The organism is Rufibacter immobilis (assembly GCF_003721565.1).
GTDB lineage: Bacteria > Bacteroidota > Bacteroidia > Cytophagales > Hymenobacteraceae > Nibribacter > Nibribacter immobilis.
In genome coordinates, this window is the sequence record NZ_RJJE01000017.1 from 1685030 (window position 1) to 1709883 (window position 24854).

At 51.0% G+C, this 24854-nt stretch carries 17 protein-coding genes; 15 read left to right on the plus strand and 2 right to left on the minus strand.

Features of this window, described 5'->3' with window-relative positions:
- Window positions 1-327: 327 nt before the first annotated feature.
- From gltB to EFA69_RS20010, 3 genes are all read left to right on the plus strand, one after another.
- Window positions 328-4833, plus strand: a complete 4506-nt coding sequence (gene gltB / locus EFA69_RS20000) for a glutamate synthase large subunit (protein WP_394342834.1) — start codon at window positions 328-330, stop codon at window positions 4831-4833.
- Entirely contained in the window at window positions 4833-6287 is a 1455-nt protein-coding gene (locus EFA69_RS20005) for a glutamate synthase subunit beta (RefSeq protein ID WP_123134803.1), read from the plus strand. The genes gltB and EFA69_RS20005 overlap by 1 nt, the downstream gene beginning before the upstream one ends.
- 228 nt (window positions 6288-6515) lie before the next feature.
- Window positions 6516-7367 carry an alpha/beta fold hydrolase gene (locus EFA69_RS20010; protein ID WP_123134804.1) on the plus strand — a complete coding sequence of 284 codons (852 nt, stop codon included), beginning with the start codon at window positions 6516-6518 and terminating at the stop codon, window positions 7365-7367.
- Window positions 7368-7503: 136 nt separating this feature from the next.
- On the opposite strand, the gene EFA69_RS20015 is transcribed toward EFA69_RS20010, so the two are convergent.
- Window positions 7504-8832: a DUF6600 domain-containing protein gene (locus EFA69_RS20015; RefSeq protein ID WP_148041431.1), complete on the minus strand. Its 1329-nt coding sequence runs from the start codon at window positions 8830-8832 to the stop codon at window positions 7504-7506.
- A gap of 468 nt (window positions 8833-9300) precedes the next feature.
- Here EFA69_RS20015 and EFA69_RS20020 point away from each other — a divergent pair, with 468 nt between their 5' ends.
- On the plus strand, window positions 9301-10488 hold the full coding sequence (locus tag EFA69_RS20020) for a sensor histidine kinase (protein ID WP_123134806.1): 1188 nt from the start codon (window positions 9301-9303) through the stop codon (window positions 10486-10488).
- A gap of 847 nt (window positions 10489-11335) precedes the next feature.
- Complete coding sequence (locus EFA69_RS20025) at window positions 11336-12979, plus strand: M28 family peptidase (RefSeq protein WP_123134807.1); 1644 nt, start codon at window positions 11336-11338, stop codon at window positions 12977-12979.
- A 264-nt stretch (window positions 12980-13243) separates the two neighbouring features.
- On the opposite strand, the gene EFA69_RS20030 is transcribed toward EFA69_RS20025, so the two are convergent.
- Window positions 13244-13480 (minus strand): hypothetical protein, encoded by a 237-nt coding sequence (locus tag EFA69_RS20030; protein ID WP_123134808.1) that lies wholly within the window; start codon window positions 13478-13480, stop codon window positions 13244-13246.
- Between the two features lie 69 nt (window positions 13481-13549).
- Here EFA69_RS20030 and EFA69_RS20035 point away from each other — a divergent pair, with 69 nt between their 5' ends.
- From EFA69_RS20035 to EFA69_RS20080, 10 genes are all read left to right on the plus strand, one after another.
- Complete coding sequence (locus tag EFA69_RS20035) at window positions 13550-14017, plus strand: GbsR/MarR family transcriptional regulator (protein ID WP_123134809.1); 468 nt, start codon at window positions 13550-13552, stop codon at window positions 14015-14017.
- A 73-nt stretch (window positions 14018-14090) separates the two neighbouring features.
- A complete protein-coding gene (locus EFA69_RS20040) occupies window positions 14091-15446 on the plus strand; it encodes a TolC family protein (RefSeq protein WP_123134810.1) in 1356 nt (451 codons plus the stop codon).
- Window positions 15447-15470: 24 nt separating this feature from the next.
- Window positions 15471-16532 (plus strand): efflux RND transporter periplasmic adaptor subunit, encoded by a 1062-nt coding sequence (locus EFA69_RS20045; protein ID WP_123134811.1) that lies wholly within the window; start codon window positions 15471-15473, stop codon window positions 16530-16532.
- A 34-nt stretch (window positions 16533-16566) separates the two neighbouring features.
- Window positions 16567-19752 carry an efflux RND transporter permease subunit gene (locus EFA69_RS20050; protein ID WP_123134812.1) on the plus strand — a complete coding sequence of 1062 codons (3186 nt, stop codon included), beginning with the start codon at window positions 16567-16569 and terminating at the stop codon, window positions 19750-19752.
- A gap of 241 nt (window positions 19753-19993) precedes the next feature.
- The gene (locus EFA69_RS20055; protein WP_123134813.1) at window positions 19994-20248 is read left to right on the plus strand and encodes an acyl carrier protein; all 255 of its coding nucleotides are present in this window, start codon (window positions 19994-19996) and stop codon (window positions 20246-20248) included.
- Window positions 20249-20597: 349 nt separating this feature from the next.
- Entirely contained in the window at window positions 20598-21020 is a 423-nt protein-coding gene (locus EFA69_RS20060) for a MarR family winged helix-turn-helix transcriptional regulator (protein WP_123134814.1), read from the plus strand.
- A 174-nt stretch (window positions 21021-21194) separates the two neighbouring features.
- Window positions 21195-22436 carry a serine palmitoyltransferase gene (gene spt / locus EFA69_RS20065; protein ID WP_123134815.1) on the plus strand — a complete coding sequence of 414 codons (1242 nt, stop codon included), beginning with the start codon at window positions 21195-21197 and terminating at the stop codon, window positions 22434-22436.
- Entirely contained in the window at window positions 22414-23532 is a 1119-nt protein-coding gene (locus tag EFA69_RS20070) for a GNAT family N-acetyltransferase (RefSeq protein ID WP_123134816.1), read from the plus strand. Before spt ends, EFA69_RS20070 begins: the two co-directional genes overlap by 23 nt.
- Window positions 23529-24515, plus strand: coding sequence for an NAD-dependent epimerase/dehydratase family protein (locus EFA69_RS20075; RefSeq protein WP_123134817.1), 987 nt, complete (start codon window positions 23529-23531; stop codon window positions 24513-24515). The genes EFA69_RS20070 and EFA69_RS20075 overlap by 4 nt, the downstream gene beginning before the upstream one ends.
- Window positions 24516-24544: 29 nt before the next feature.
- Window positions 24545-24854, plus strand: a 310-nt coding sequence (locus tag EFA69_RS20080) for an inositol-3-phosphate synthase (RefSeq protein WP_183906884.1), incomplete at its 3' end; no start/stop codon positions are given.

Sequence of the window (24854 nt, forward strand, 5' to 3'; positions counted from 1 at the left end):
TTGGAAAAACGGCCCCTAAACGTCTTTATCAAGAATCAATATATTACTTAGCAACTGGAGAAGCTTGCGGGCGCTCTTAGCCCAAAAGCATTGCTTGCCAATCGTTTTATGACTAAAAAATATTTTTTCACCTCATTGACATTTCCTTAAAGGAAGATTCTCCATAAATAGCTGTATTAGCAGCTTCTAAAACACAAGGTTAATTATTTAAAAATTTCATTAAGCTAACGCTTGTTAAGTAATAAAAACACAAATAACCGCTTGCTTTTTTGATAACTTTCTTACAATTTACTGATTCACCCTTACCCGAATCCAACAAACAAAGGAATGAATCAGGCAGATGAGTTGAAGAAGGGGCTTTATACGCCCGAGTTAGAGCATGATGCTTGTGGTGTTGGTTGTGTCGTTAATTTAGATGGCCATACGTCCCATACCACGGTTAAAGATGCCCTTACCATGCTCAAGAACATGGAGCACCGTGGCGCCACCGGCAGTGATCCAGAAACCGGCGACGGCGCAGGTATCTTAGTACAGTTACCCCACGATTTTTTCAGGAAAGAATTGGCTGAGTTTGCCATTACGCTTCCTCCGCAAGGCAGCTATGGGGTGGGCATGGTCTTCTTCCCCACTGTCTATGAAGTGAGGGAGAAATCCCGCAAAATATTAAACAACTGCCTGCGTAAACTAGGCTTGAGTTTGTTGGGCTACCGTTTGGTACCGGTGAACGGACAAGTGCCCGGCCATGGGGCCAAAGCTGTGGAGCCTTATATTGAGCAGGTGTTTGTGCAGCCGGTAGACCCCACCATCAAAGGCGAAGACCTGGAGCGCAAGCTGTTCGTGCTGCGCAACCTCATCAGCAATGAAACCAAGAAGAATGTTCGCGGCGAAAACGGCACTTTTTACATTGCCAGTTTCTCTTCCCGCACCATTATCTATAAAGGCCAGCTTAAAACCGACCAACTGGAGAAGTACTACCATGACCTGCGCCACCCCGAGTTTAAATCGGCGATAGCCGTGGTGCACTCCCGCTTCTCCACCAATACGTTCCCTAACTGGCGCCTGGCCCAGCCCTTCCGGTTCATTGCCCACAACGGCGAGATCAATACCATCCGGGGGAACGTGAACAAGATGAAATCTAAGGAAGCGCTCATGTCTTCTCCCTTGTTCACCGAGGAAGAAATGAAATGGTTGATTCCTATTACCAACCCTGAAGATTCCGATTCGGCTAACTTAGATGCCCTGGTAGAGCTCTTGACACTGTCTGGCCGTCCGCTGCCGCACGTGATGATGATGCTGGTGCCCGAGGCTTGGCAAGACAACCCGCACATGGATACCTACCGGAAGGCGTTCTACAAGTTCCATGCGTCTCTGATGGAACCGTGGGACGGTCCTGCTGCCCTCTTCTTTACCGATGGCACCCAGATTGGCGCCACCCTGGACCGCAACGGGCTGCGCCCGGTCCGTTACTGCGTGACCAAACAAGGTCGCTTGGTCATGGCTTCTGAGGCCGGGGCCCTCTGCGTAGACCCTAGAGACGTAGTGAAACGTGGTCGTTTGCAGCCGGGTAAAATGCTTCTGGCAGATATCTCTGAGGGTCGTATTTATGAAGACGAGGAAATAAAGGCCACGGTCTGCAATGATAAACCGTACTATGACTGGATACAGAAAAACCGCATCAAACTGCGTCTTCGGCCAGAGCCCCGCGTCTTGCTGGAGCCATGTACGCCAGAGGAACTGAGACAACGCCAGAAAGCCTACGGCTACTCCCGCGAAGACCTCAAAATGTTGGTAGAACCAATGGCCGCTACAGGGTATGAGCCCATAGGAAGCATGGGCTCAGATACTCCCTTGGCCGTATTGTCCCAGCAGAGCCAGCACGTATCCAGCTATTTCAAGCAGTTTTTCGCGCAGGTAAGCAATCCGCCCATAGACTCCATCAGAGAGCGTTTGGTCATGTCTTTGTTCACCCGGGTGGGAGAATCATTGAATATCTTAGATGAGACCGAGGCACACACGCGCCAGATCCATATTTCACAGCCGGTACTTGACCCGGTGGAGTTCCAGAAACTGGTATTCCTGAAAGAAGAAGGCTTTGACCATGAAATAGTAGACGCCACCTTCTCCACTCGTGAGACCGGCAACCTGCAGCGCGAAATTGACCGCATCTGCGCCCAGGCCGAAGCCGCGGTACGGGCGGGCAAGAAAATCTTGATCATCTCTAACCGCAATATCCAGGAGCAGCGGGCCGCTATTCCGTCTTTGCTGGCGGTGGGCGCGGTACACCATCACTTGGTGGAGAAACGCATCAGAACCAAAGCCGGACTGGTGGTAGAAGCCGGCGATGCCTGGGAAACCCACCACTTCGCTACCATTATTGGGTATGGGGCCAGCGCTGTGTATCCGTTCCTGGTCTATGACACCATCAAAGGCCTGCACGACCAGCAGAAACTGGACAATGCACAACCGTACACCTACTATTTCCAAAACTTCATCAAAGCGGTAGACAATGGCCTGCTGAAAATCCTGTCAAAAATGGGCATCAGCACGTTGCAGAGTTACCAGAGCTCCCAGATTTTTGAGATTCTGGGTCTGGGGCAGGAAGTGATTGAAAAATGCTTCAAAGGCACCACCAACCGCCTGGAGGGGCTCAACTTTGAGGATCTGGAGAAAGAAGCCCTGACCAAACATAGTTCAGCTTTCCCAGATCTGGAGAACCTGCTGGAATCTGGTGGCTTTTACCAGTGGCGCCGCGATGGCGAAGAGCACCTGCTCACGCCCAAGGTGATTCACCTACTGCAAAAGTCTACCCGCCTCAACGATTACCTATTATATAAAGAGTACTCCAAGGCCATACGCGAGCACCAGCAGCAGACCACCATTACGCTACGCAACCTGTTTGAATTCAGGAAACGTCAGTCGGTGCCGCTGGACGAGGTAGAGCCGGTGTCGGCCATCTTGAAACGTTTTGCCACGGGTGCCATGTCGTTCGGGTCTATCTCGTATGAGGCGCACAGCACACTGGCCATTGCCATGAACCGCATCGGCGGCAAAAGCAACAGCGGCGAGGGCGGCGAAGATGAAGCCCGCTATATCAAAAAGCCCAACGGCGATTCTGAAATGTCACGGGTAAAGCAGGTGGCCTCCGGCCGATTTGGCGTGACCAGCCATTACTTGGCCAACGCCGATGAAATTCAGATTAAGATCGCCCAAGGGGCAAAACCCGGCGAGGGTGGTCAGTTACCCGGCCACAAGGTAGACCATTGGATTGCCCGCGTGCGTTGCTCTACGCCCGGCGTAGGATTGATCTCACCGCCGCCGCACCATGACATTTATTCCATTGAAGACCTGAAGCAGCTCATCTTTGATGTGAAGAACGCCAACCCCAAAGCCCGCATCAACGTGAAGCTGGTCGCTGAGGCCGGGGTAGGCACCATCGCCTCGGGCGTAGCCAAAGCCAAGGCAGACGCCATCATGATTTCCGGTGCCGATGGTGGAACAGGGGCTAGTCCGCTGAGTTCCATCCGTCACACGGGTTTGCCCTGGGAAATCGGCTTGGCCGAAGCCCATCAAACTCTGATTAAGAACAACCTGCGCAGCCGCGTGGTGTTACAGACCGATGGCAAGATTCTGACCGGCTATGACCTGGCCGTGGCTACTCTGTTGGGAGCCGAAGAATATGGCGTGGCTACTGCCGCTCTCATTGTGGAAGGCTGTATCATGATGCGTAAATGCCACCTGAACACCTGCCCAGTAGGTATTGCCACGCAGAACCCAGACCTGCGCAACCTCTTCACCGGCGACCCAGACCACGTGGTGAATTTGTTCACCTTTTTGGCAATGGAGTTGCGGCAGATCATGGCTCAATTGGGCTTCAGGACCATCAATGAAATGGTGGGCCAGTCACAGGTCCTCAAAATCAGAACCGACCTGAACCACTGGAAATTGAAAAACCTGGACCTCTCTCCTATTCTGCACCAGGAGTATGTGCCCAAAAATGTGGGTACCTACAAGCAGATTGAGCAGGACCACGAGATTGCCAAAGTGCTGGACAAAAAGCTCATCAGAGACCTGAAGAAAGGCAACACCGAAGTTGAGTACCGCATCATCAACGTAGACCGCTCGGTGGGCACCATGTTGTCATATGAAATCAGCAAGAACTTCGGGAAATATGGTTTACCAGAAAACTCCTTCAAGGCTACCTTCTACGGTTCTGCCGGCCAAAGCTTCGGAGCGTTTTTGGCGCCAGGCGTCACGTTCAAACTCTTCGGCGAAGCCAATGACTACCTGGGCAAAGGCCTATCTGGGGGCAAGTTGATTCTGCAGCCGTTCAAAGAGAGCGAGTACCTGGCGCACGAGAACATCATCACGGGCAACGTGGCGCTGTACGGAGCCACCTCAGGCAATGTCTTCATCAACGGGATGGCCGGGGAGCGTTTCTGCGTGCGGAATTCCGGCGCCGAGGCCGTGGTGGAAGGTATTGGTGACCATGGCTGCGAGTACATGACCGGCGGTAAAGTGCTGGTGCTGGGTGCCATTGGGAAAAACTTCGCGGCGGGCATGAGCGGTGGTATTGCCTATCTCTATGCCCCAGACCCTAGCCACGTGGAGCAGTGTAACTTAGACATGGTAGGCCTGGAAGAGCCTGATACCGATGACCTGCTCTGGATTGTGCAGAAACTACAGGAGCACGTGGCCTACACCGGCAGTGTACTGGCCCAGGAGTTCTTGGAGAACTGGGAAACACACCGCAACTACTTTGTGAAAGTAATGCCGCACGACCTAAAGAAGGCCCTGCAAGTAAAAGAAGCTGAAACCGAAAAAGCCTTGGTATAATGGGAAAGCCAGACGGATTTTTAATATATAACCGCGAAGTGCCCGGCACCCGCGACCCTAAAGTCAGAATCAACGACTCAAACGAGATATACCTTCCGTTTCCGGAAGACAAAACAAAACAGCAGGCCAGCCGCTGTATGGATTGCGGCATTCCCTTCTGTCACAACGGCTGCCCACTGGGTAACCTGATCCCGGATTTCAACGATGCGGTGTCTGAAGGCGATTGGGAACGGGCCATACGTGTGCTTTACAGCACCAACAACTTTCCGGAGTTCACCGGCCGCATCTGCCCCGCCCCGTGTGAGAGCAGCTGCGTGCTGTCCATCAACAAACCGGCGGTGGCCATTGAGCACATAGAGAAATCCATCGCTGAGAAGTCTTTTGAGTTAGGTTTGGTGAAAGCCCAACCGCCTTTGTACCGCACCGGCAAAAAAGTAGCCATTGTGGGTTCCGGCCCGGCCGGGTTAGCAGCCGCCGCGCAGTTGAACAAAGCCGGCCATAAAGTAACGGTGTACGAAAAAGATGAGAAAGCCGGTGGGCTGTTGCGTTACGGTATCCCAGATTTCAAGCTGGAGAAATGGGTGATAGATCGCCGTCTGGCTATTCTGGAAGAGGAAGGCGTTAAGTTCAAGTTCAACCGCCGTATTGGCGAAGACACCACTCTCAAGAAGCTGTACCGCAAATATGATGCGGTGCTGCTGTGTATCGGTTCCTCTAAACCCCGCGCCATTGCTATTCCGGGTAACCACCTGAAAGGCATTCACTTCGCCATGGACTACCTGGGTTTGCACAACCGGAGAGTAGACGGGGTAGAAATTGCCCCTGAGCAAGACATCAACGCGTATGGCAAGCATGTGCTGGTGATTGGCGGCGGCGACACCGGTTCTGACTGCGTGGGCACGGCCAACCGGCAGTTCGCCAAATCCATCACGCAGTTGCAGTACCGCTACATGCCCAGCGCAGAACGGCACCCTACCAATCCCTGGCCGGAGTGGCCTACCACGTTTTCCTCGTCTTCCTCACACGAAGAAGGGTGCGAACGCAGTTGGGGCTGGCTGAATAAGGAATTCATCGCCGATGAAAACGGGAACGTGAAAGGATTGCGCGTGGTGGAGCTGGAGTGGAAAAACCAGTCTGAATACACCGAGAAACCTAATAGCGAGAAAATCCTGCCCTGCGACCTGGCCTTCATCGCCATTGGGTACGAACGTCCGGAGCACGACGCCTTTACCGCCAACTTCAAGTTTGAGCTGGACCGCCGCGGCAACTTCAAACTTAATGACTGGCAAACCAATGTCCCGGGCATCTTCTCGGCCGGTGATGCCTGCCGCGGTCAGTCACTGGTAGTTTGGGCCATCTCAGACGGACGCGAAGCCGCCCGCGCCATTGATGTGTATTTGATGGGAGAATCTGAACTTCCTTCCAAAGAACTGTCTAAGTACCAGTTGTTCTAGCCGCTGGGTGCTATTTGACAGTCCACTTTATCAAGCGTTTCTCCTTAGTTGTTTGCCCCGCTTCTACCGCAAGGTGAGGCGGGGATTTTTTATAGTTTTAACTTTCCCCTCCGGATGTAGCACATTCTACTCCCTGAGTGCGTTTAGGGGCTGTTTTTCGAAAAAGAGCCCCTAAACGGAAGTTTCTGAGCCAGGTACGTAAAAAGAACTTCACGACACGTACCATACATGAAAACCAGAGCCCAGCATTATTCTGTAAATAAAATTCAGCTGCACACCGTAGAGGCCGGCCCCACTAGCGGCAACACCATCCTCTTCCTGCATGGCTTCCCGGAATTCTGGTACGGCTGGAAAAACCAATTGGCATTCTTTGCGGCACAGGGCTGGCACGCCGTAGCCCCAGACCAGCGCGGCTACAACCTGAGCAGCAAACCAACCGGCGTAGAAGCCTATACCATTGACCAACTCACCCAAGACGTTGTGGAACTGATACCGCAGGTGAGCCAGGGAAAAGTGGTGCTGGTGGGGCATGATTGGGGCGGAGCGGTGGCCTGGAACATAGCCTTAAAATACCCGCACCTACTGGACAAACTGGTGATCCTGAACATGCCGCACCCAAAAGTAGCCCACCATCATCTCACCCACAACCCCAAACAGATGCTCCGGAGCTGGTACACCGGCTTTTTCCAGATTCCGTGGGTGCCCGAGACCGTTAGCAGTTCCTTTGATTTCAAGCTGTTGGAAAGCTCCATGACCGGCTCTGCCCGGTCCAATGCGTTTAGTCCGGCAGAGATGGAAGGCTACAGAACCGCCTGGGAACAACCCGATGCACTAGAAGCCATGATTAACTGGTACCGTGCGTATAAGTACAATCCCATAGAGGCAGACCAGAAGGTACAGGTGCCTACCCGCATGATCTGGGGGAAGCAGGACAAATTTCTAGGCACTGAACTGGCCCAGCCCAGCATAGAACAGTGTGCCCACGGGGAATTGATCTTTCTGGAAGAAGCCACCCATTGGCTCCACCATGAGTTTCCGGAGAAGGTGAACCAGCTCATCTATGAATTCGCACAATCTTGATTATTATGTCTGTTAGGGTTCCCGATATTGCGTTTAGGGGCTCTTTTTCCAAAAACTGCCCCTAAACGCAATGGCAATAAAAAACCGCACCCCAAAGAGGTGCGGCTTTTCCATCATTCATTACATCAATCTTAACTCAATTTCTGCCACTCCGTCCCCCTTCCCTTCGGGAGGAAGATTCTGAGCGGGAAGTGGTTCCGCGTTGGGCTGGAGCCTGGGCGGGTGAGGCCATTTGTCTACTCCGCTGCTGCTGGTATTGCCCCTGGGTTCCGGCCTCCTGCCGGTTGCGCTGGTATTGCCCTTGGGCCGGAGACTCAGCTCTTCGTGTGGGATAACTCCCTTCTGCACGGGTAGCGGGCGTTTCTCCCATGGAACGGCTTTGGGTGCCGGTGCTTTCCATGGTCCTGGAGCGGCGCGAGTACTCAATTCCTGCTGGCCGTGGGGCTGACTCTTCCTTCTGCTCAGTAGCGTGGCTTGTTCTGGGTTCAACTTCCCGTACCCGGCTACGTCTTCCTTCCTCAGATCTGGGTGCCGTAGATGCTTCTGACGGTGTGCGGGAGAGTGCCTCAACTTCCCTTCCTTCTACAGAACGGCTGCGTACGGTACCTGCTTCTTCACCAGAAGTCGTTCGGCCTTGGTTGCTGCCCCGGTCGGTTCTAGTCATGGTTCCATTGTTGTCTGTAAAACGGGAACGAGTGGCATTGTCTCGGGTTTCTACCCTTACCGGAGCATCTTCCTGGCGGCTCCGCACCTCTGGCCGATAGATTCTCACTGAGTTATCTGCCAACGCTGTTCTGCCTGCCCGGCTATCATTCTCTACCCGGTAAACGTTGACTTTCCGGTTGGTAGCCCGTTCTATATCCCGGTTTCTGGGGCCATAGACGTACCGCCGGTTGTCGCGCTCATAATAGTTGTTAATGATAGTGGTGCGGTGGTAAATGTTCACTACCTGGGTTCTGGGCACATAGTAGCTGTACACGCGCGGGCTGGTGATGTACATGACGGGCACAAACACCCACCTAACGGGCGCTACCACAATGGTGGCTCTGGGTGCCATAGGAGCCCAACCATAATAGCCGTCGGTGTGGCGCCAGTCTACCCAGGCGGGCCCCCATTCCTGGCCGGGTACCCAAAGCCAACCGTAGAAGTCGTCGTACTTCCAGCGGCCGTAGTGGAACGGCGCCCAGCCCCAGTCATAGTCAGACACCCAGGTATTGCCATAGTCGGTCATGACCCAGTGGCCACGGGTGGCGTAAGGCTGGAAATCACGCTCTACCCTGGGAGCCCACACATAACCAAACTCCGGGTCATTGATCCAGCGGCCGTGGGGGCTGAGTTCATCGTAGAAGACCTGAAAGGAGACGTTTCCGCCAGGTCCTGCCTGCGCCTCCCGGCTGCCCAGCAGGCTGAACACCATGAGGACTATAGCCCCCAGCGCCCACGTTCTTTTTATAAATGTTTTCATCTTGACAGTAATTTAAACGAGACGGCAGCTTTCTGTTGGGAGCATCAAAAACTTGATCTCAGGTAACAGAAGAGATAACGCTCTTAACAGCTTTAAACCAAAATCTTGCCAAAAACAGATCCAACCGCTGCCTTTTCTTTCTTTATTTTGTTCCGCTGAGCGGCAGGTTTACCCAAAGCCATTCATTACACGCCCCTAGAGTTGAATTATTCATAGCAGCATCTCAGAATTGATACAGGAAGCTACAATTTTTCTGTTTAAATTCTTATCTTTGGGCAAGCTAGTGCCGCTCTTTATCAATTTGTTGCCGTTGAGCTGGCTCTTTCCCCTATCGCTTTGAAATTCTACTTTTTCAATACCCTTCCTCTCCAAACATTAGAGGTATTCAGGCAAGAGTATGCTTTACAAAATCTGAAGAAACTCCGGCTGGCGGCGCATCTTACCCTACTAGTACCTTGCTGTATTATCATGTTGCCCCTGCTGTTCCCGATGCTCAGCCACACCGCACACGCAGATTTCTACCGCGGCCTGAACATCTTCCTGGCCCTGGCATCAGCGCTGGTGCTGGCGGTGGAGCAGTTTGCCTTTAGCGGAAAGCCCCGCCTGCCCTACTCTCAGCTCCTGTGCCTGTGGTATGGGTTCCTGTTCATTCTCTGCTGCCTGGGCATGACGTATATTGCCCAGAGCAACCCAAAGAACACCCTTACCATGTACCTGTTGGGCTTAGTTACCGTAGCCTTTCTCTGGGACTTTGAATATTTTGAGGCCCTGGCCCTAGCGGCTCTTACCACAGTGGCGTTCTCGGTTATCCTGCTTTTCTCGGGTATCAGCACAGAGCAGATCTTACTCAACCACTGCATCTCGTTCGTGATCATGACTTGCTTTTATGTACTCTCGCGGGTCATGTACAGCTATAAGGTGGCAAACTTTCTGCAACTGCAGGAAATTGAGGCCAGGAAGCTGGAGATTCAGAAAATCAGCCAGGCTAAGTCTGAGATTCTGGGCGTGGTAGCCCACGATTTGCGCAGTCCGTTCAACAACATTGAGATGATTGCCACGCTGCTGCAGAAAGGCACCGCCTCCAAAGAGCAGGAGCAGCAATACCTCAACCTAATTCTCACCAGCTGCCAGTCTTCGCGTGAGACCATCAATGAGATTTTGTACCTGGCCCGCGAGGAACAGCGTGACTATATTCCGCTGGAGAAAGTAAACCTCACTACTTTGCTGCAGGAAGTACGCGATGAATGGGAAACGCAGCTCCAGGGGACGCGGGACCTCAAACTCAGCTTGCCTCCTACCCCGCTCTACGCCAACCTGAACAAAGAACGGTTCCACCGGATCATGAACAACCTGCTCTCCAATGCGGTGAAGTTCACGCCCCACAACGGCGAAATCATGATTCAGGCCCGGCAAACCGACAAGAAACTCCTGCTGGACATCGCAGACAAAGGCATTGGCATTCCAGAGAAGTTCAGGGGCCAACTGTTTGACCGTTTCTCCAAAGCCCGTCGGCGGGGCCTGAAAGGCGAGAAATCTAATGGTTTGGGGCTCAGCATCTGCCGGCAATTGGTAGAACAGCACGGAGGCTCCATTGAGGTGGAAAGCGAGGAACGGCTGGGCACCACTTTCCATATTGTCTTACCGGTGGCTTTTTAGCTTAATTGAAGAATTCTTAGTGCCTGCCTTTGCAGTAGTTTTCCCCTTTACGCCGCACCTAAAAGAAAAATTAAAAAATTTGGTGTCACTATTGGTTTTGCAAGCCCGTATTACGTAACTTAAATCAACATTAGGGCTTCCGTGGCGAGAAGAGAGTGCTAAATCTCTTCCCTCCGTTGCTGGGCAAATTTCCAATGATCGCTGTTCTGAATAGGAATAATTTCAGCGGAGAGGAAACCAACGGGATTGCGCTATTGTTGTAGCTACAACTATTGGTATGGGTATTGCTTATGAAAACCAAGGCGGAGAATCTTTCCTCTGCCGTAAAATCTTAAAGACAATCCTGCGTTCAAGACAACGAAGGGGCAGAAACAGAGCGTACAGTAAGCCAAGCTTCTCCCTGAACAAATTAAATTTTAAACCCATGACAAGCAAGACATATTCTTCCATTGCCTCCTTACTGAAAGAATTGATTTCAAGATTGACTGGTCCTACCCTGCAACCTATTCCGGTGCCCGTACGCCAACAGTCCAATAAATAATAGAGAGTTCAAGAAGTGTACACCCGCTGGCACGGCGGGAGCCTGTTTCACATTCCTGAGTCTTTCCCGCAGTAAAATCCCTGTAACCGAGGTTACAGGGATTTTTGTTTTTAACTGACTACCAATTAGCTTCCTGTTGGGCCCGCCGTTGCGTTTAGGGGCTGTTTTTGGAAAAAGAGCCCCTAAACGCAAAACTACACATCACTAGCGCGGCAACTCCTCCTCTACCTTATCTGAGACCTTGCGCCGTTGGTGGCTATACAGGGTTTATTTAGTAATTTCCCTCCCACAAAGCACTAACCTCACATGAAACGAACCAAACTTCTGCTGCTGGCCGCGCTCCTGAGCACCGGCACCGCTTTTTCCCAGACTTTGAAGGTAGACCAGGATGTAGCGAACAGCCTTACACTGGTCAAGCCCAATGCCCTTAAAGCGCACATTCAGTACCTCGCCGACGATAAATTACAGGGTCGTTTGCCGGGCACACCCGGTTACCAGATAGCCGTAGACTATGTGGTACAGCAGTTGAAAGACCTGAACGTACAGCCTGCCGGTGAGAATAACACGTATCTCCAGAAAGTGAGAATCAGGAAAGCCTACACGGGCAACGGCGCCACGTTCACCCTAATTTCTGACCAGAAGGAGACGGCACTGGTGCAGGGCCGGGATTTCGCCTTCTACCCAAATCCGCAGACGCCATCTGTGCAGGTAGAAGCACCTTTGGCCTTTGCCGGCTACGGGATCACGGCCCCCGAGGTAGGATATGATGACTATGCTAAACTGGATGTGAAAGGAAAAGTGGTGGTAGTGCTAAGAGGCGCGCCCAAAAATTTCCATTCCACTATTGCGGCCGCCAGCATGAGCCTCTCCACCATTCTGCAGAACGCGGTAGACCACGGCGCGGTAGGCGTGATCATTGGCAGCAGCAACCCTAACCCCAGAGCCACGGTGCCTAACTTGTCGCGCGGTGTGAACAGCGTCATGGATGCCAAGGGAAAAGTAGGCGCGTCCGGCAGCTTTGTGTCTGACCAATCCAAAGTACTCGCCCAGATCAATGCGGCTACGTTCCATACCCTGCTACAGGGCGCGGGGTTAGACACGGCCCAGGTGGTGGCTAACCTTCGGAAAGGAACCCCCTCTTCGGCCAATTTGCCGGCTAAAATGAAAGCGAGCTACACCTCCACGTACCAAGACTTCGACTCCTATAATGTAGTGGGCAAGATCACCGGCTCAGACGCTAAACTGCGAGACGAATACGTGGTGCACAGTGCCCACCTGGACCACATGGGCGTGAGCACTCCCGTGAAGGGCGACTCTATTTATAACGGCGCCCATGACAACGCCTCTGGGGTGGCCAGTGTGCTGGAAATAGCCCGCGTGTACTCCAACCTGAAGCAGAAGCCAAAGCGGTCCGTGTTGTTTGTGCTGGTAACCGGCGAGGAGATGGGTTTGCTTGGATCTTCTTACTTCGCCCGCTATCCCACCGTACCTAAGCAGAAAATAGTGGCCAACATCAATACCGATATGCCCACCATCATTGCCCCGCTCCTTTCGGCGGTAGCGCTGGGGGCCGAGCATTCTTCGCTGGCGCAACCGGTAGCCAACGCGGCCGGGTATTTAGGGATTGCCGTGGAAGCCGATCCTGAGCCAGACCAGAACCGCTTCATCCGTAGTGACCAGTTCAGCTTTGTGAGCCAGGGCATTCCGGCGCTCCATATTAAATACGGCAACAAGACCAAAGACGGGCAGAACAACCTGAACAAACAGGTAGAGGTGTGGCGCGCGTCGTTCTACCACAAGCCGCAGGATGAGCTCAATGACAGCTTTGATTTTGAAGCGGGCAAACACTACGTGCAGCTCAACTTCCTCATCAGCTATCAGGTGGCGCAGGCCAAGGAACGCCCCACCTGGAACGCCAACGACTTCTTTGGCGGACGGTTCAAGAAATAACAGCGTTTGCGTTTAGGGGCCGTTTTTCCAAAATCGTCTCAAAACCAGCACCTCCTTAAAGCGGGTGGAGCAAGTTTGGTTTACTGAAATATGGATACAGCTGAACAGTTCCTTTACCTATTTTGCGTTTAGGGGCCGTTTTTGGAAAAACGGCCCCTAAACGCAACCCTTTTGTTTGCCGCATAAATTTGTTGAGTAGTACGGCATCAGCATTAATATTTCCTTGGATAAGAGGCTTGTGGGTTCACCAAAACACGGGTGATCTCACAGGCCTCTTTCCATTTCAGCAGGATACTTTTCGGTTTCATCGCCTGAAAACGCACCTTCATCCGGTACTCTGTCCTGTTGGCCAGCTAGAGGGTTGCGGGCTGCGCCTGAACACGTTAGCTTAGCGGCGGCTTGCGGCACCAAGGCTTTAAATCTTTGTTCCGCAAAACTGTTCTGAAACCAGCCTTGGCCGTTTCCAATAAGTGAAAAGTATTCAAAAAATTTAGTTCTCAAAATTATAAACCAAAGAAACTAATCTCTACCTTTGTGACGTTCTCAGAACAAATACAAGGAGATTAATAAGTGACGAAGCTAACCTCAGAACAGAAACAACTGATAGAAAAGATTGGGATCTACCATGAGCAGCAGGGTTTCCCGCCGGCCACGGGCCGGATCATTGGGTTGCTGTACGTCTCAGACAGACCGCACCTCTCCTTTGAGGAGATCATTGATACGCTGAACATTAGCAAGAGCGCGGCCAGCAATGCCCTCAATCTTTTGCTCCAGATGCGTTTGATTGAATACATCACGTTCCCCGGCGATAGAAAAAGGTACTTCGGAGCCTTGCTGGAGAACTGGCACGAGGAAGTGATCAGCAAGATGGATTACATTCTGGCCTTCAGCAAATTGCTCAGGAAAACGAACGAACTCCGCGGAAGCGCCAATCCAGACATGAATGAGAAGGTGCTGGAGCGCATTGAATTCCTGGAGTTTCTTTCCAGAGAAGTACCCGCGCTCTTAGACAAGTGGTTGAAAGAGAGAAAAAAATAATTTTTTTTGCCCTTTTGGTTCCTTTTATTCTGAACCAACTATTTATTACAAACTTTTAAATACCTACGAAACCGTGAATCAAAAGCATTTATTACTGAGTCTCCTGCTCACGATAGTGGCGAGTTTCAGTTATGCGCAAACCCAACCGCAGGGCAAAGTGCTCACGCTGAAAGACGCGCTGACCTTTGCCACCACCAATAACATTGGTGTGACCAAAGCCCAATTAGATGAACAAGGCGCTGAGTACAGAATCAAGGAAACCAAAGGATCCGGTTTGCCGCAGTTAACGGGTACCGGGCAATTGAGCATCTATCCGTCTATTCCTACCCAACTCCTTCCCGGTGAGATCATTGGGCAGCCCGGCACTTTTGTACCGGTTCAGTTTGGTACTAAATACAACGCCAACGGCGGGGTGGAGCTGTCGCAGTTGATCTTCAGCAAATCCTACTTTGTAGGCCTGGAAGCGGCGCAGACTACCCGTGACCTGTACCGCCTGCGCACCCAGATGAGCAGAGAAGACGTGCTCTATAACGTGAGCTCGGCTTATTTACAGGCCCTGCAAACGAAGGAGCAGTTCAGCACCATTGAAGCAAACTACAACCGTCTGGTGCAACTGGAGAAAATCCTGACGCTGCAATACAAGAATGATTTCGCCAAGAAGGTAGATGTGAACCGCATCACGGTCAACAAAACCAACCTGGAGAATCAGCGCCAGACTCTGGCCTCGGCGTATGAGCAGCAGAAAAACGCGCTTAAGTTCTTCATGGGCATGCCCATAGACCAGCAGTTTGAGATAGCAGATTCCACCACGCTTTCCAACACGGTGCTTCCGCTTACCACAGACGCCAATGAGATTCTGGCTCAGCGCGCCGATTACCAGGCCCTGGAAACCCAGAGAAGGCTGTATGGCCTGAACGTGGAAAACATTAAAGGCAGAGCATTCCCTACCCTGGCCGGTTTTGGGCAGTACACCTATAACGCTCAACGCAGAGAATTCAACTTCTTTGACACCAGCCAACCCTGGTTCAAGACTTTTGTACTGGGTGTGCGTTTGAACATCCCCATCTTTGACGGGTTCCAGCGCAGAAACCAGGTAAGACAGGCCGAGATAGAAGTGAAGAAGACTGAGCTGGACATGCAGAACCTGGCGCTTAACACGCAACTGGGCTTAGACAATGCTATCAAGCAGATTAGCACCAGCCAACTGGCCATCCAGAACCAGGAACGGAACGTTGAGCTGGCCCAGGAGGTTTACAATACCACCAACAGCCTTTACAAAGAGGGTCTCTCCCCGCTCACCGATTTACTTGAAGCTGAAGTGAGCCTGAGAGAAGCCCAGACCAACTTGAACAACGAACGCTTAAAATATAAGATCTCGCAGCTGAACTACATCAGAGCCCGCGGCGAATTAAGAAACCTAATCCAATAACCCTTTTCGGTACACTCTAAAAAAATGAAAAAACTTATTTATATCCTGGTTGCTGTTCTGCTCATTGGTGCGGTTGCTTACACCCTGAATAAGAACAAAAAGGAAATGACCGAAGCCGCCGCCGTGGCCGAAATCAAAAGCGAAGCCATTCCGGTAACATTAACTGAAGTGCAGAATGCCAAGCTGGACAAGTCCTTCACGGCGCAAGGTAACTTTAGACCAGTGCAAAGCTTAACCCTAATGGCCGAAGTGTCTGGCCAGATCCAGCGCGTGTACAAACGCAAAGGCGATAAAGTAAGAGCCGGTGAGGTGCTGATTCAGGTGGAAGACAACACCACCAGTGCCAACTTAGCCACCGCCCAAGCCAATTACCAGAAAGCCCAGAAAGATCTGGAGCGCATGAAAAATCTGGTAGCCGGTGACGCGGTGACCAAACGCCAGGTGGAAGATGCCCAAATCAACGTGAACGCCACCCGTGCGCAGTTGGTAGCCGCCCGCCAGAACCAGTCTAACGCACGTGTAACGGCTCCTATCAACGGTGAGATCAACGAGATGTACATTGAAGTTGGATCTTACCTGAACGCCAATGCCAGCACCAAGCTGTACGACATTGTGAACGTAGACCGCCTGAAACTGAACGTGAAGGTTTCTGAAGCCGAAGTTCTTCTCATCAACCGTGGTCAGAAAGTGAAAGTAACCGCCAATGCCGGTGGTGCCCAGGAATATGAAGGCACCGTAACCGCCATAGGGGCAGCCGCTGATGCCAGTTTGAAGTTTGACGTGGAGATTGAAGTGAAGAACACCGCCAACAACAACCTGCGGGCAGGTATGTACGGCACGGCCTTCTTCCCGGTGAATGCCCAGCGTGACGCCTTGCTGTTACCTCGTGAAGCCATTGTGGGAAGTATCCAAGACCCAAGCGTGTGGGTGGTGAACAACAACAAAGCCAACCTGCGCAAAGTGAAAGTGGGAACTGTAACCCAGGACCAGGTAGAGATCCTGGACGGCATACAGCCGGGTGAAAAAGTAGTGCAGAGCGGCCAAATCAACCTGCGTGAAGGTATTCAGGTAACCGCGCTTAAGTAATTACATCTTTTCTTATACAGAAGAAGTTTAGAAAATGAACATAACCAAATTATCCATTCAGCGGTCAACCTTGGTGGTGGTGGTCTTCACCGTGCTCACCCTGCTAGGTGTTGTCTCCTATAACTCCCTCAACTACGAGTTGCTGCCTAAGTTCAGCCCTCCGGTGTTGACCATTACGACCCTGTACCCGGGGGCTTCGCCGAACGAGGTGGAGAACTCCGTGACCAAAGAGATTGAAGATGCGCTTTCTGCCCTGGAGAACGTGAAAGAGATGAAGGCCACCTCCTTAGAGAGTTTCTCCATCATCACCATTCAGCTGAACCAAGGCACCAACGTAGACTTAAGCTTGCAGGACGCACAGCGGAAAATCAACGCGATTCTGGCTAATTTGCCTGAGGATGCAGATCCGCCCACGCTGAACAAGTTTGACTTTGACGACTTGCCCATCATCAAAATGGGGGCTACGGCCAATATGCCCGCCACCGAATTCTTCGACCTGATTGAGAACAAGATCAAACCTGAACTTTCCCGCGTGCCAGGGATGGCCCAAATCAAAATCCTGGGTGGTTCTGAGCGCGAAATAAAAGTAAACATTCAGGCTGAGAAACTGGAAGCCTACGGGATCTCCATCCTACAGGTGCAGCAGAAAATCAAGAATTCCAACCTGGACTTCCCTACCGGTAGAATCAAGAACGAGAACGGACAGACCCAGCTGCGATTATCAGGTAAATACCAGGATTTGAACCAACTGCGCAACCTGGTGATTAAAGATGACCAGAATGGTATTGTACGTCTGTCAGACTTAGCCGAGGTGCAGGATACCCAGAAGGATGTGGACGTGTTGAGCCGTATCAACTCCAAAGCCTCCGTGGGTATCACTATCCAGAAGCAGTCAGATGCCAACGCCGTAGAGGTGAGTGCCCAGACCAAAGCCGCTTTGGCTAACCTGGAGAAAATCTATGCCAAAGAAGGCCTGAAATTCAACATCGCCTCTGATAGCTCTGACTTTACTCTGGAAGCCGCGGACTCCGTGATCCATGACTTGGTGATTGCCGTTATTCTGGTAGCCGTGGTGATGTTGCTGTTCCTGCACTCCCTGCGTAACGCCGTGATTGTAATGGTATCTATCCCGGCCTCTTTGGTGGCCACGTTCATTGCCATGTACCTGTTGGGCTTCTCTTTGAACCTGATGTCTTTGCTGGCGCTCTCGCTGGTGGTAGGTATTCTGGTGGATGATGCCATTGTGGTAATTGAGAACATTTACCGGCACATGGAGATGGGTAAAAACCCAGCACAGGCCGCCTATGACGGGATCAAAGAAATCATGGCCACCGTTACTTCCATCACCCTGGTAATTGTGGTGGTGTTCGTGCCGATTGCTCTGTCAACCGGTCTGGTATCTGACATCTTGCGGCAGTTTGCCGTGGTAGTGGCCGTAGCGACAATGATTTCGCTCTTCGTAGCCTTTACCCTGATTCCGTTGCTGGCCAGCCGTTTCTCCAAACTGGAGCACGTGTCTGACAAAAACATGTTCGGCCGTTTCATTCTGTGGTTTGAGCGTTTGCTGGACAAAATTATTGACGGTTTCACCAGTGCCCTGAAATGGGCTTTTAACCATAAGTTCATCACACTGGCCGCTACGTTCCTGCTCCTGATTGCCTCGTTCATGCTGGTGCCTTTCGGGTTCATTGGTAACGAGTTTATCCCGGCGGGTGACCGCGGTGAGGTAAGCTTGCAGTTAGAGTTGCCTAAGAATGCCACGGTGGAGCAAACCAACTTCGCCACCAAACAGGTGGAAGAGTACCTGAACGGTATTCCGGAAGTAACCCGGGTGTTTACCACGGTAGGTACCACGGCTTCGTCACAGCAAGGACAGACCTCAGCGTACCAGGCGGAACTTTCTGTAGCCCTGGTAGACGTGAAAGAGCGTTCTTTCAGCACGCAGGAATTCAGCCGTCGGGCCAAAGCTGATATTGAAGGAAAACTGCCCAACGTAGAGGTAACCCCGGTACCGGTTGGTCTGGTGGGTAACGCCCAGGCACCTATTCAGGTGGTATTGTCAGGTTCAAACATTGACACCCTGATCTCCTTCTCCCAACGCGTCACCAAACTAGTGGAAGGCGTGGAGGGAACCGTGGACGTGGAAGTGTCTGTGGAAGGTGGTAACCCCGAGATTGAGGTAGTAGTGGACCGTGACAAGATGGCCCGTGTGGGCATGAGCCTGGAAAGTGTGGGTGCCGGCATGCAGATGGCCTTCTCCGGAAACACAGACGCTACCTTCCGTTCCGGTACAGAAGACTATGACATTAACATCCGTCTGGATGAGTTTGACCGCCGCAACGTGACCGACATTGCGAACCTTTCCTTCATCAACAACCAAGGCAAGGTAGTGCGTCTGGGTCAGTTCGCTGATGTGAAACAGTCAACCGGTCCGTCTCAGTTGGAGCGTACCAACCGGGTAACGTCCCTGAACGTGAACTCGCAGGTAATCGGGCGTCCGTCTGGTTCCGTGGGTGCCGATATCCAAGCCCGTATGGCTGAGATCAAAGTACCGAACGGCGTAACCATTGACTACGCCGGTGACTTGAAAAACCAGAGCGAAGGTTTCGGTACGCTGGGAGTAGCCTTGCTGGCTTCTATCATCTTTGTGTACCTGATTATGGTAGCCCTGTATGACTCCTACATCTATCCGCTGGTGGTGTTGTTCTCCATCCCGCTCGCGATTATTGGAGCCTTGCTGGCCCTGGCCCTGGCCGCCCAGTCTCTGAGTATCTTCTCTATCCTGGGTATTATCATGATGATTGGTCTGGTGGCCAAGAACGCCATTATGGTGGTGGACTTTACAAACCAGATGAAGAAAGAAGGTCATGATGTGAAGAGCGCGTTGCTGGAAGCGGTGAGAATCCGTTTCCGCCCGATCCTGATGACGACGCTGGCGATGGTGATTGGTATGCTTCCGATTGCGTTGGCCGGAGGTTCGGTAGCCGCTACTAAAAACGGTCTGGCCTGGGCCTTGATTGGAGGTCTGAGTTCTTCCATGTTCTTGACTCTGATTGTAGTACCGATCATCTATTATGGATTTGACCGCATCATGGCCAAGTTTGGCTGGGACAAGCAGACAGAGATTATCCTGATAGACAAAACCGCCGAAGAGTTGGAGCGTGAAACCGCTGAACTAGAGGCGAAGAAAGAAGGGCACGGACACCCTGCTATCGCTTAATGAATACTACCTGAATAATGAATGATGAAGAAAGGCGGGCGCATCTTGCGCCCGTTTTTATCACTTTCACTAAGGATATCAGCACCAACTTTGCACAATGCTCGCGCAATAGGTACTTTTGCGGTCCTTTTTCCCCGGAGTAAAATCAGGGGCTGTCGCCAAGCTTTTTTACAGAACAGACAGAAAGGAAGTTTATACACTTTGCGCCTTCACTTATAGAAAGAACTTCTACCCTTACCTTATGATACCCGTTGCAATTCCTTCTGTTACCCAGAAGGTGGTAAAAATCATCAGCCAGATAAAGGAGATCAAACCTTCACGGCTACGCATAACCTCCCACCTCAACAAAGAACTCGGTTTTGACACCGTAGACCTGGTTGATGTTATTTGGGAACTGGAGAGAAACTTCAAAATCAATATTCCAGACGAAGTTCCCTTCCATACCGTTGGTGACTTTGTGGAATATGTCTCCAGCCAAACTGTTGAAAAAGCATAACCTCTATCATTAAAAGGTCTAAAGCGGGAAAACCTATTTTCCCGCTTTAGACCTTTTTTTGGGAAAAGAGCCCCTAAACGCTATTTAAATAACCGGACACCCTCTGCTCTATTTGTTCGTGGACCTATATCCATATTAAGTGCACGAGGAAGCGGAGGAGCTTCTTTTAGTCTTTCCCGCCTCGCTCCTTTTCAGGTGAAAAAGCTCCCTCATGTGTCTGAGTAGAAACGGCATTAACAAGTATGAGAATACTTATTTTTTAGCTCCTTTGCTATAATGAAGGATACCAATAATAGTTGACGCTGTCAACTATTATTCTCACCTTTGCAGCAGTTAATCAATAGAGGTTATGAATGAGGCGTCACATCTTGGATTACTGATAGGAAGGACGGGGCTGGCACTAGGGAAAGCAGTAGAGAAAGAATTCACAAACTCAGGAATAGACTTAACTTTTCAGCACTTCGTATTCTTAAACCTGCTATCTAAAAACAACTCCCTGATTCAGCAGGAATTAGCTGAAATTGTGAAGAAAGATAAGTCAGCGGTTTTAAGGGTAATTGGGGTACTAGAAGGGAAAAACTTGGTGGAAAGATGCGGTGACACCTGTGACAGAAGAAAGAAAACCCTGCTCCTGACACCTATAGGCAAAAGCATGCTTAAGAAGGCACAAAAGATTGAAGAAAAAGTAATGAATCATTTACAGGAGGGCTTAACCAAAGACGAGATTACCACCTTCGTGAAAGTAGCCCTGCACCTAAGAAACAAAATTTAATTTTTTTCCAGATGTGGTTGACTCCGTCAACTACTTTTTTTTCAACTAATAGTTGATAAGCTCAACTACTGGTTCAGCAAAAAAAAATCACTTTCCCCTCCTTTGTCCTAGCAAGGACATTGTAAATATGAAATCTGCACTTGCGGCACTAGATACTTGTAAATGTCTATCCTAATGACAACTAAATTAAGCGAGAAGCTGGCGAATCGGGAAAAAAGTGCTCCGGAGAAAGCCGGGGAGAAAGCCAGGGAGCTGGGGGCTTATCCTTATTTCAGATCCATTGAGTCTGCCCAGGATACTGAAGTAATCATTGACGGTAAAAAAGTATTAATGTTTGGTTCCAACGCCTACTTGGGGCTTACCAATCATCCTAAGATAAAAGAAGCTGCTAAACAGGCCATTGATGATTACGGCACAGGCTGCGCCGGCTCCAGGTTTCTGAATGGCACCTTAGACATCCACCTAGAGCTTGAAAGAAGGCTGGCTAACTTTGTAGGCAAAGACGCCGCCATTGTATTCAGCACTGGCTTTCAGGTTAACTTGGGAGTAGTTTCCAGCTTAACTGGCCGCAACGATTATCTTCTGCTAGATGAATTCAACCATGCCTCCATCATAGACGGTAGCCGCCTCTCCTTTTCCAAAGTGCTCAAGTACAAGCATAATGACATGGAAGACCTGGAGCGGAAAATCAGCAAATTGCCGGCAGAGGCCATTAAGCTGATTGTAGTAGACGGTATCTTCAGCATGGAAGGAGACATTGTGAAGCTTCCGGAGTTGGTAGCCATAGCCCAACGCTACGGCGGTAGCATTATGGTAGATGACGCGCATAGCTTAGGAGTGATTGGCGAGAAAGGTGCCGGTACGGCCTCCCACTTTGGCCTCATCCAGAGCGTAGACCTCATTATGGGTACCTTCAGTAAGTCTATGGCTTCTCTGGGTGGCTTTATTGCGGCAGATCATGCTACTATCCAGTACCTGAAGCACCACGCCCGCTCGCTTATTTTCAGTGCGAGTATGTCGCCGGCATCGGTGGCCAGTACCTTGGCAGCCCTTGACATTATGGAAACTGAGCCAGAATGGATGGATCGGCTTTGGGCCAACACCCACTATATGACCAAACTCTTACAGGAAGAAGGCTTTGAACTGGGCCCTACAGAGTCACCCATCATCCCCATTTATGTACGAGACAATTATAAGACCTTCCTGCTTACCCGCGCGCTGCAAGACAAAGGCATTTTCGTTAACCCGGTGGTAGCTCCGGCGGTACCGGCAGATTCTACTCTCATTCGCTTATCAGTTATGGCTACCCACACGTTTGCCCAGATTGAAGAAGCGGTGAGCAAACTTTCTGAAGCCTTCAAAGAACTTCAGATTAACCTTAAGCAAGAAGCATATGTGGCGAGTAGTGCCCGCTAACACCAAGCATCAGCTCAAAGCCTTCATAGACTTTCCGCACAAGCTTTTCAAAGGGGACCCTAATTATGTTCCTGAGCTTTTTATTGCCCAGCGGGACCTGTTAACTCCTGGGAAACATCCGTTTCACGAACACTCGCTGGTGCAGCCGTTTCTGGCTTACGAAGGCGAAAAAGTGGTAGGCCGTATAGCCGCCGTGCTCAACCGGAACCATAACCAAACAAACCAGATGCAAGATGGCTTCTTCGGTTTCTTTGACTGCATCAATAATCAGGAGGTGGCAAATCTGCTGTTTACGCAGACGGCTCAATGGCTACGGGAACAGGGAGCCAAAACCATGATTGGACCGGTCAACCCGTCTACCAATGAAACCTGCGGGATGCTGGTGGAAGGGTTTGACAGTCCGCCTGTAGTTATGATGACCTACAACAAGCCCTATTACCTCCAGTTGCTGGAAAAAGCCGGGCTCTCCAAAAAAGTGGATCTCATAGCCTACCAGTTTAAGGAGAATTACAACGAGCGCCCCTTCCGGATGACCAAGGTGTTGGAGGAAAGACTGGAGCGAAGGGGCATCAAAATAAGGCCGATCAACTTGAAGAAATTCAAAGAAGAAGCGGCCCAACTGCGGGAGGTCTATAACCATGCCTGGGACAAGAACATGGGCTTTGTTCCCATGACTCCCAATGAGTTTGACTACATGGCCAAGGACCTGAAAATGATCCTGGACCCAGACTTCTGCATGGTGGCAGAACATGAAGGAAAAATTGTGGGCTTCTCGCTTTCCGTGCCGGACATCAACCAGATTCTGATCAAGGTCAAAAACGGACGCCTGCTCCCTACTGGCATTTTCAAATTGCTTCTTCAAAAGAAGAAGATAAATGGGCTGCGCATCATTGCCCTGGGGGTGCTGGAAAATTACCGCAAGCTAGGTATTGAGGCCTGCTTCTACGGCTACGCCATGCTCAAATTCAAAGAGAAAAAAATGAAAGTGGCGGAAGCTTCCTGGATTCTGGAGAACAACCAATTAATGAACCAGGGATTGCTGAACATGGACGCTCAACCTTATAAAAAGTACCGCATTTACGAAAAGGCGATATGAAGGAACGAGTACTGATCACGGGAGCCAGTGGCTTTGTGGGCTATCATTTGGTGGAAGAAGCAGTGAACGCTGGCCTGGAAGTCTATGCGGCCGTGCGTGCGTCCAGCCAGGTAGACCATCTCAAGCCTTTCCCTATTCAGTACACCCAGTTAGACTTTAACAGCATTTCTGTATTGCAGAAGGAGTTAGAAGAAAAGCAGTATACCTATATCATTCACGCCGCCGGCAGTACAAAGGCCAAAGGTGCCCAGGAATATAATAAAGTGAACGCAGAGTTCACCCGTAATCTGGCCCAGGCAGCTGTGCAAGCTAATATTCCGCTGAAGAAGTTTGTCTTCCTCAGTAGCCTGGCAGCCTTGGGACCTGTCGCTTACGAGCAGACAACTCCAATTACGGAAGAGAGCAAGCCAAACCCGGTTACCGATTATGGCAGAAGCAAACTGCTAGCTGAGCAGTATTTGAAAGAGATAAATGAGCTGCCACTGGTGGTGCTTCGGCCCACCGCCGTGTATGGACCAAGGGAGAAAGACATTTTTATTCTTTTCTCCACCATCAGTAAAGGGTTAGATCCTTACATAGGCAAACTAAACCAGCGGCTAAGTTTTGTCTACGTGAAAGATTTGGCCAAAGCAGTATTGCAGGCATTGCAAACGGAGGTGAACGGTGCCAGCTACAATGTCTCTGACGGCAACAGTTATAACAGGTATACATTGGCAGATTTGACCAAACGAATACTGGGCAAGAAAGCCTTACGGCTTCACCTCCCTGTGGGAGCGGTAAGGAGCTTGGCTGTTCTGTCTGAACTGTTCTCTGCAAACAAAACTCCGGCGTTGAATCGGGAAAAGATAAATGAGCTCATTGCCGAGAACTGGAACTGCAGCATTGCGCGCATCCAAAGAGATTTAAAGTATACCCCTGAGTATGACCTTGAGAAAGGTCTATCGCAGACGCTTCAGTGGTATAAAGTAAATAAGTGGTTATAAATAATTGGTTTACCTTAACTAAGTTACACATGGAGTATCAAGTAAAAGAGGCGAGCGGTAAGCTGGGGATCCTGCTGCCGGGCCTTGGGGCGGTGGCGACGACGCTGATCGCGGGGGTTGAGTCGATCAAGAAGGGCTTCTCGCAGCCGGTGGGCTCGCTCACGCAGATGGGCCGGATCCGGCTGGGCAAGCGCACCGACGGCCGGTTCCCGCTCATCAGGGAGTTCGTGCCTTTGGCCGGGCTGGGGGACATCGTGTTCGGGGGCTGGGACGTGTACTCGGACAACGTGTTCGAGGCGGCCTCGAAGGCCAGGGTGCTGGAGCCCATGCTGCTGCACG

Bases quoted from the DNA above. Each gene is read 5' to 3' on its own strand.
- EFA69_RS20015 (WP_148041431.1), bottom strand. From the start codon at position 8,832: ATGAAAACATTTATAAAAAGAACGTGGGCGCTGGGGGCTATAGTCCTC.
- spt (WP_123134815.1), top strand. From the start codon at position 21,195: ATGACAACTAAATTAAGCGAGAAGCTGGCGAATCGGGAAAAAAGTGCT.
- EFA69_RS20005 (WP_123134803.1), top strand. From the start codon at position 4,833: ATGGGAAAGCCAGACGGATTTTTAATATATAACCGCGAAGTGCCCGGC.
- EFA69_RS20050 (WP_123134812.1), top strand. From the start codon at position 16,567: ATGAACATAACCAAATTATCCATTCAGCGGTCAACCTTGGTGGTGGTG.
- EFA69_RS20010 (WP_123134804.1), top strand. From the start codon at position 6,516: ATGAAAACCAGAGCCCAGCATTATTCTGTAAATAAAATTCAGCTGCAC.
- gltB (WP_394342834.1), top strand. From the start codon at position 328: ATGAATCAGGCAGATGAGTTGAAGAAGGGGCTTTATACGCCCGAGTTA.
- EFA69_RS20075 (WP_123134817.1), top strand. From the start codon at position 23,529: ATGAAGGAACGAGTACTGATCACGGGAGCCAGTGGCTTTGTGGGCTAT.
- EFA69_RS20070 (WP_123134816.1), top strand. From the start codon at position 22,414: ATGTGGCGAGTAGTGCCCGCTAACACCAAGCATCAGCTCAAAGCCTTC.
- EFA69_RS20020 (WP_123134806.1), top strand. From the start codon at position 9,301: ATGTTGCCCCTGCTGTTCCCGATGCTCAGCCACACCGCACACGCAGAT.
- EFA69_RS20025 (WP_123134807.1), top strand. From the start codon at position 11,336: ATGAAACGAACCAAACTTCTGCTGCTGGCCGCGCTCCTGAGCACCGGC.
- EFA69_RS20045 (WP_123134811.1), top strand. From the start codon at position 15,471: ATGAAAAAACTTATTTATATCCTGGTTGCTGTTCTGCTCATTGGTGCG.
- EFA69_RS20055 (WP_123134813.1), top strand. From the start codon at position 19,994: ATGATACCCGTTGCAATTCCTTCTGTTACCCAGAAGGTGGTAAAAATC.
- EFA69_RS20060 (WP_123134814.1), top strand. From the start codon at position 20,598: ATGAATGAGGCGTCACATCTTGGATTACTGATAGGAAGGACGGGGCTG.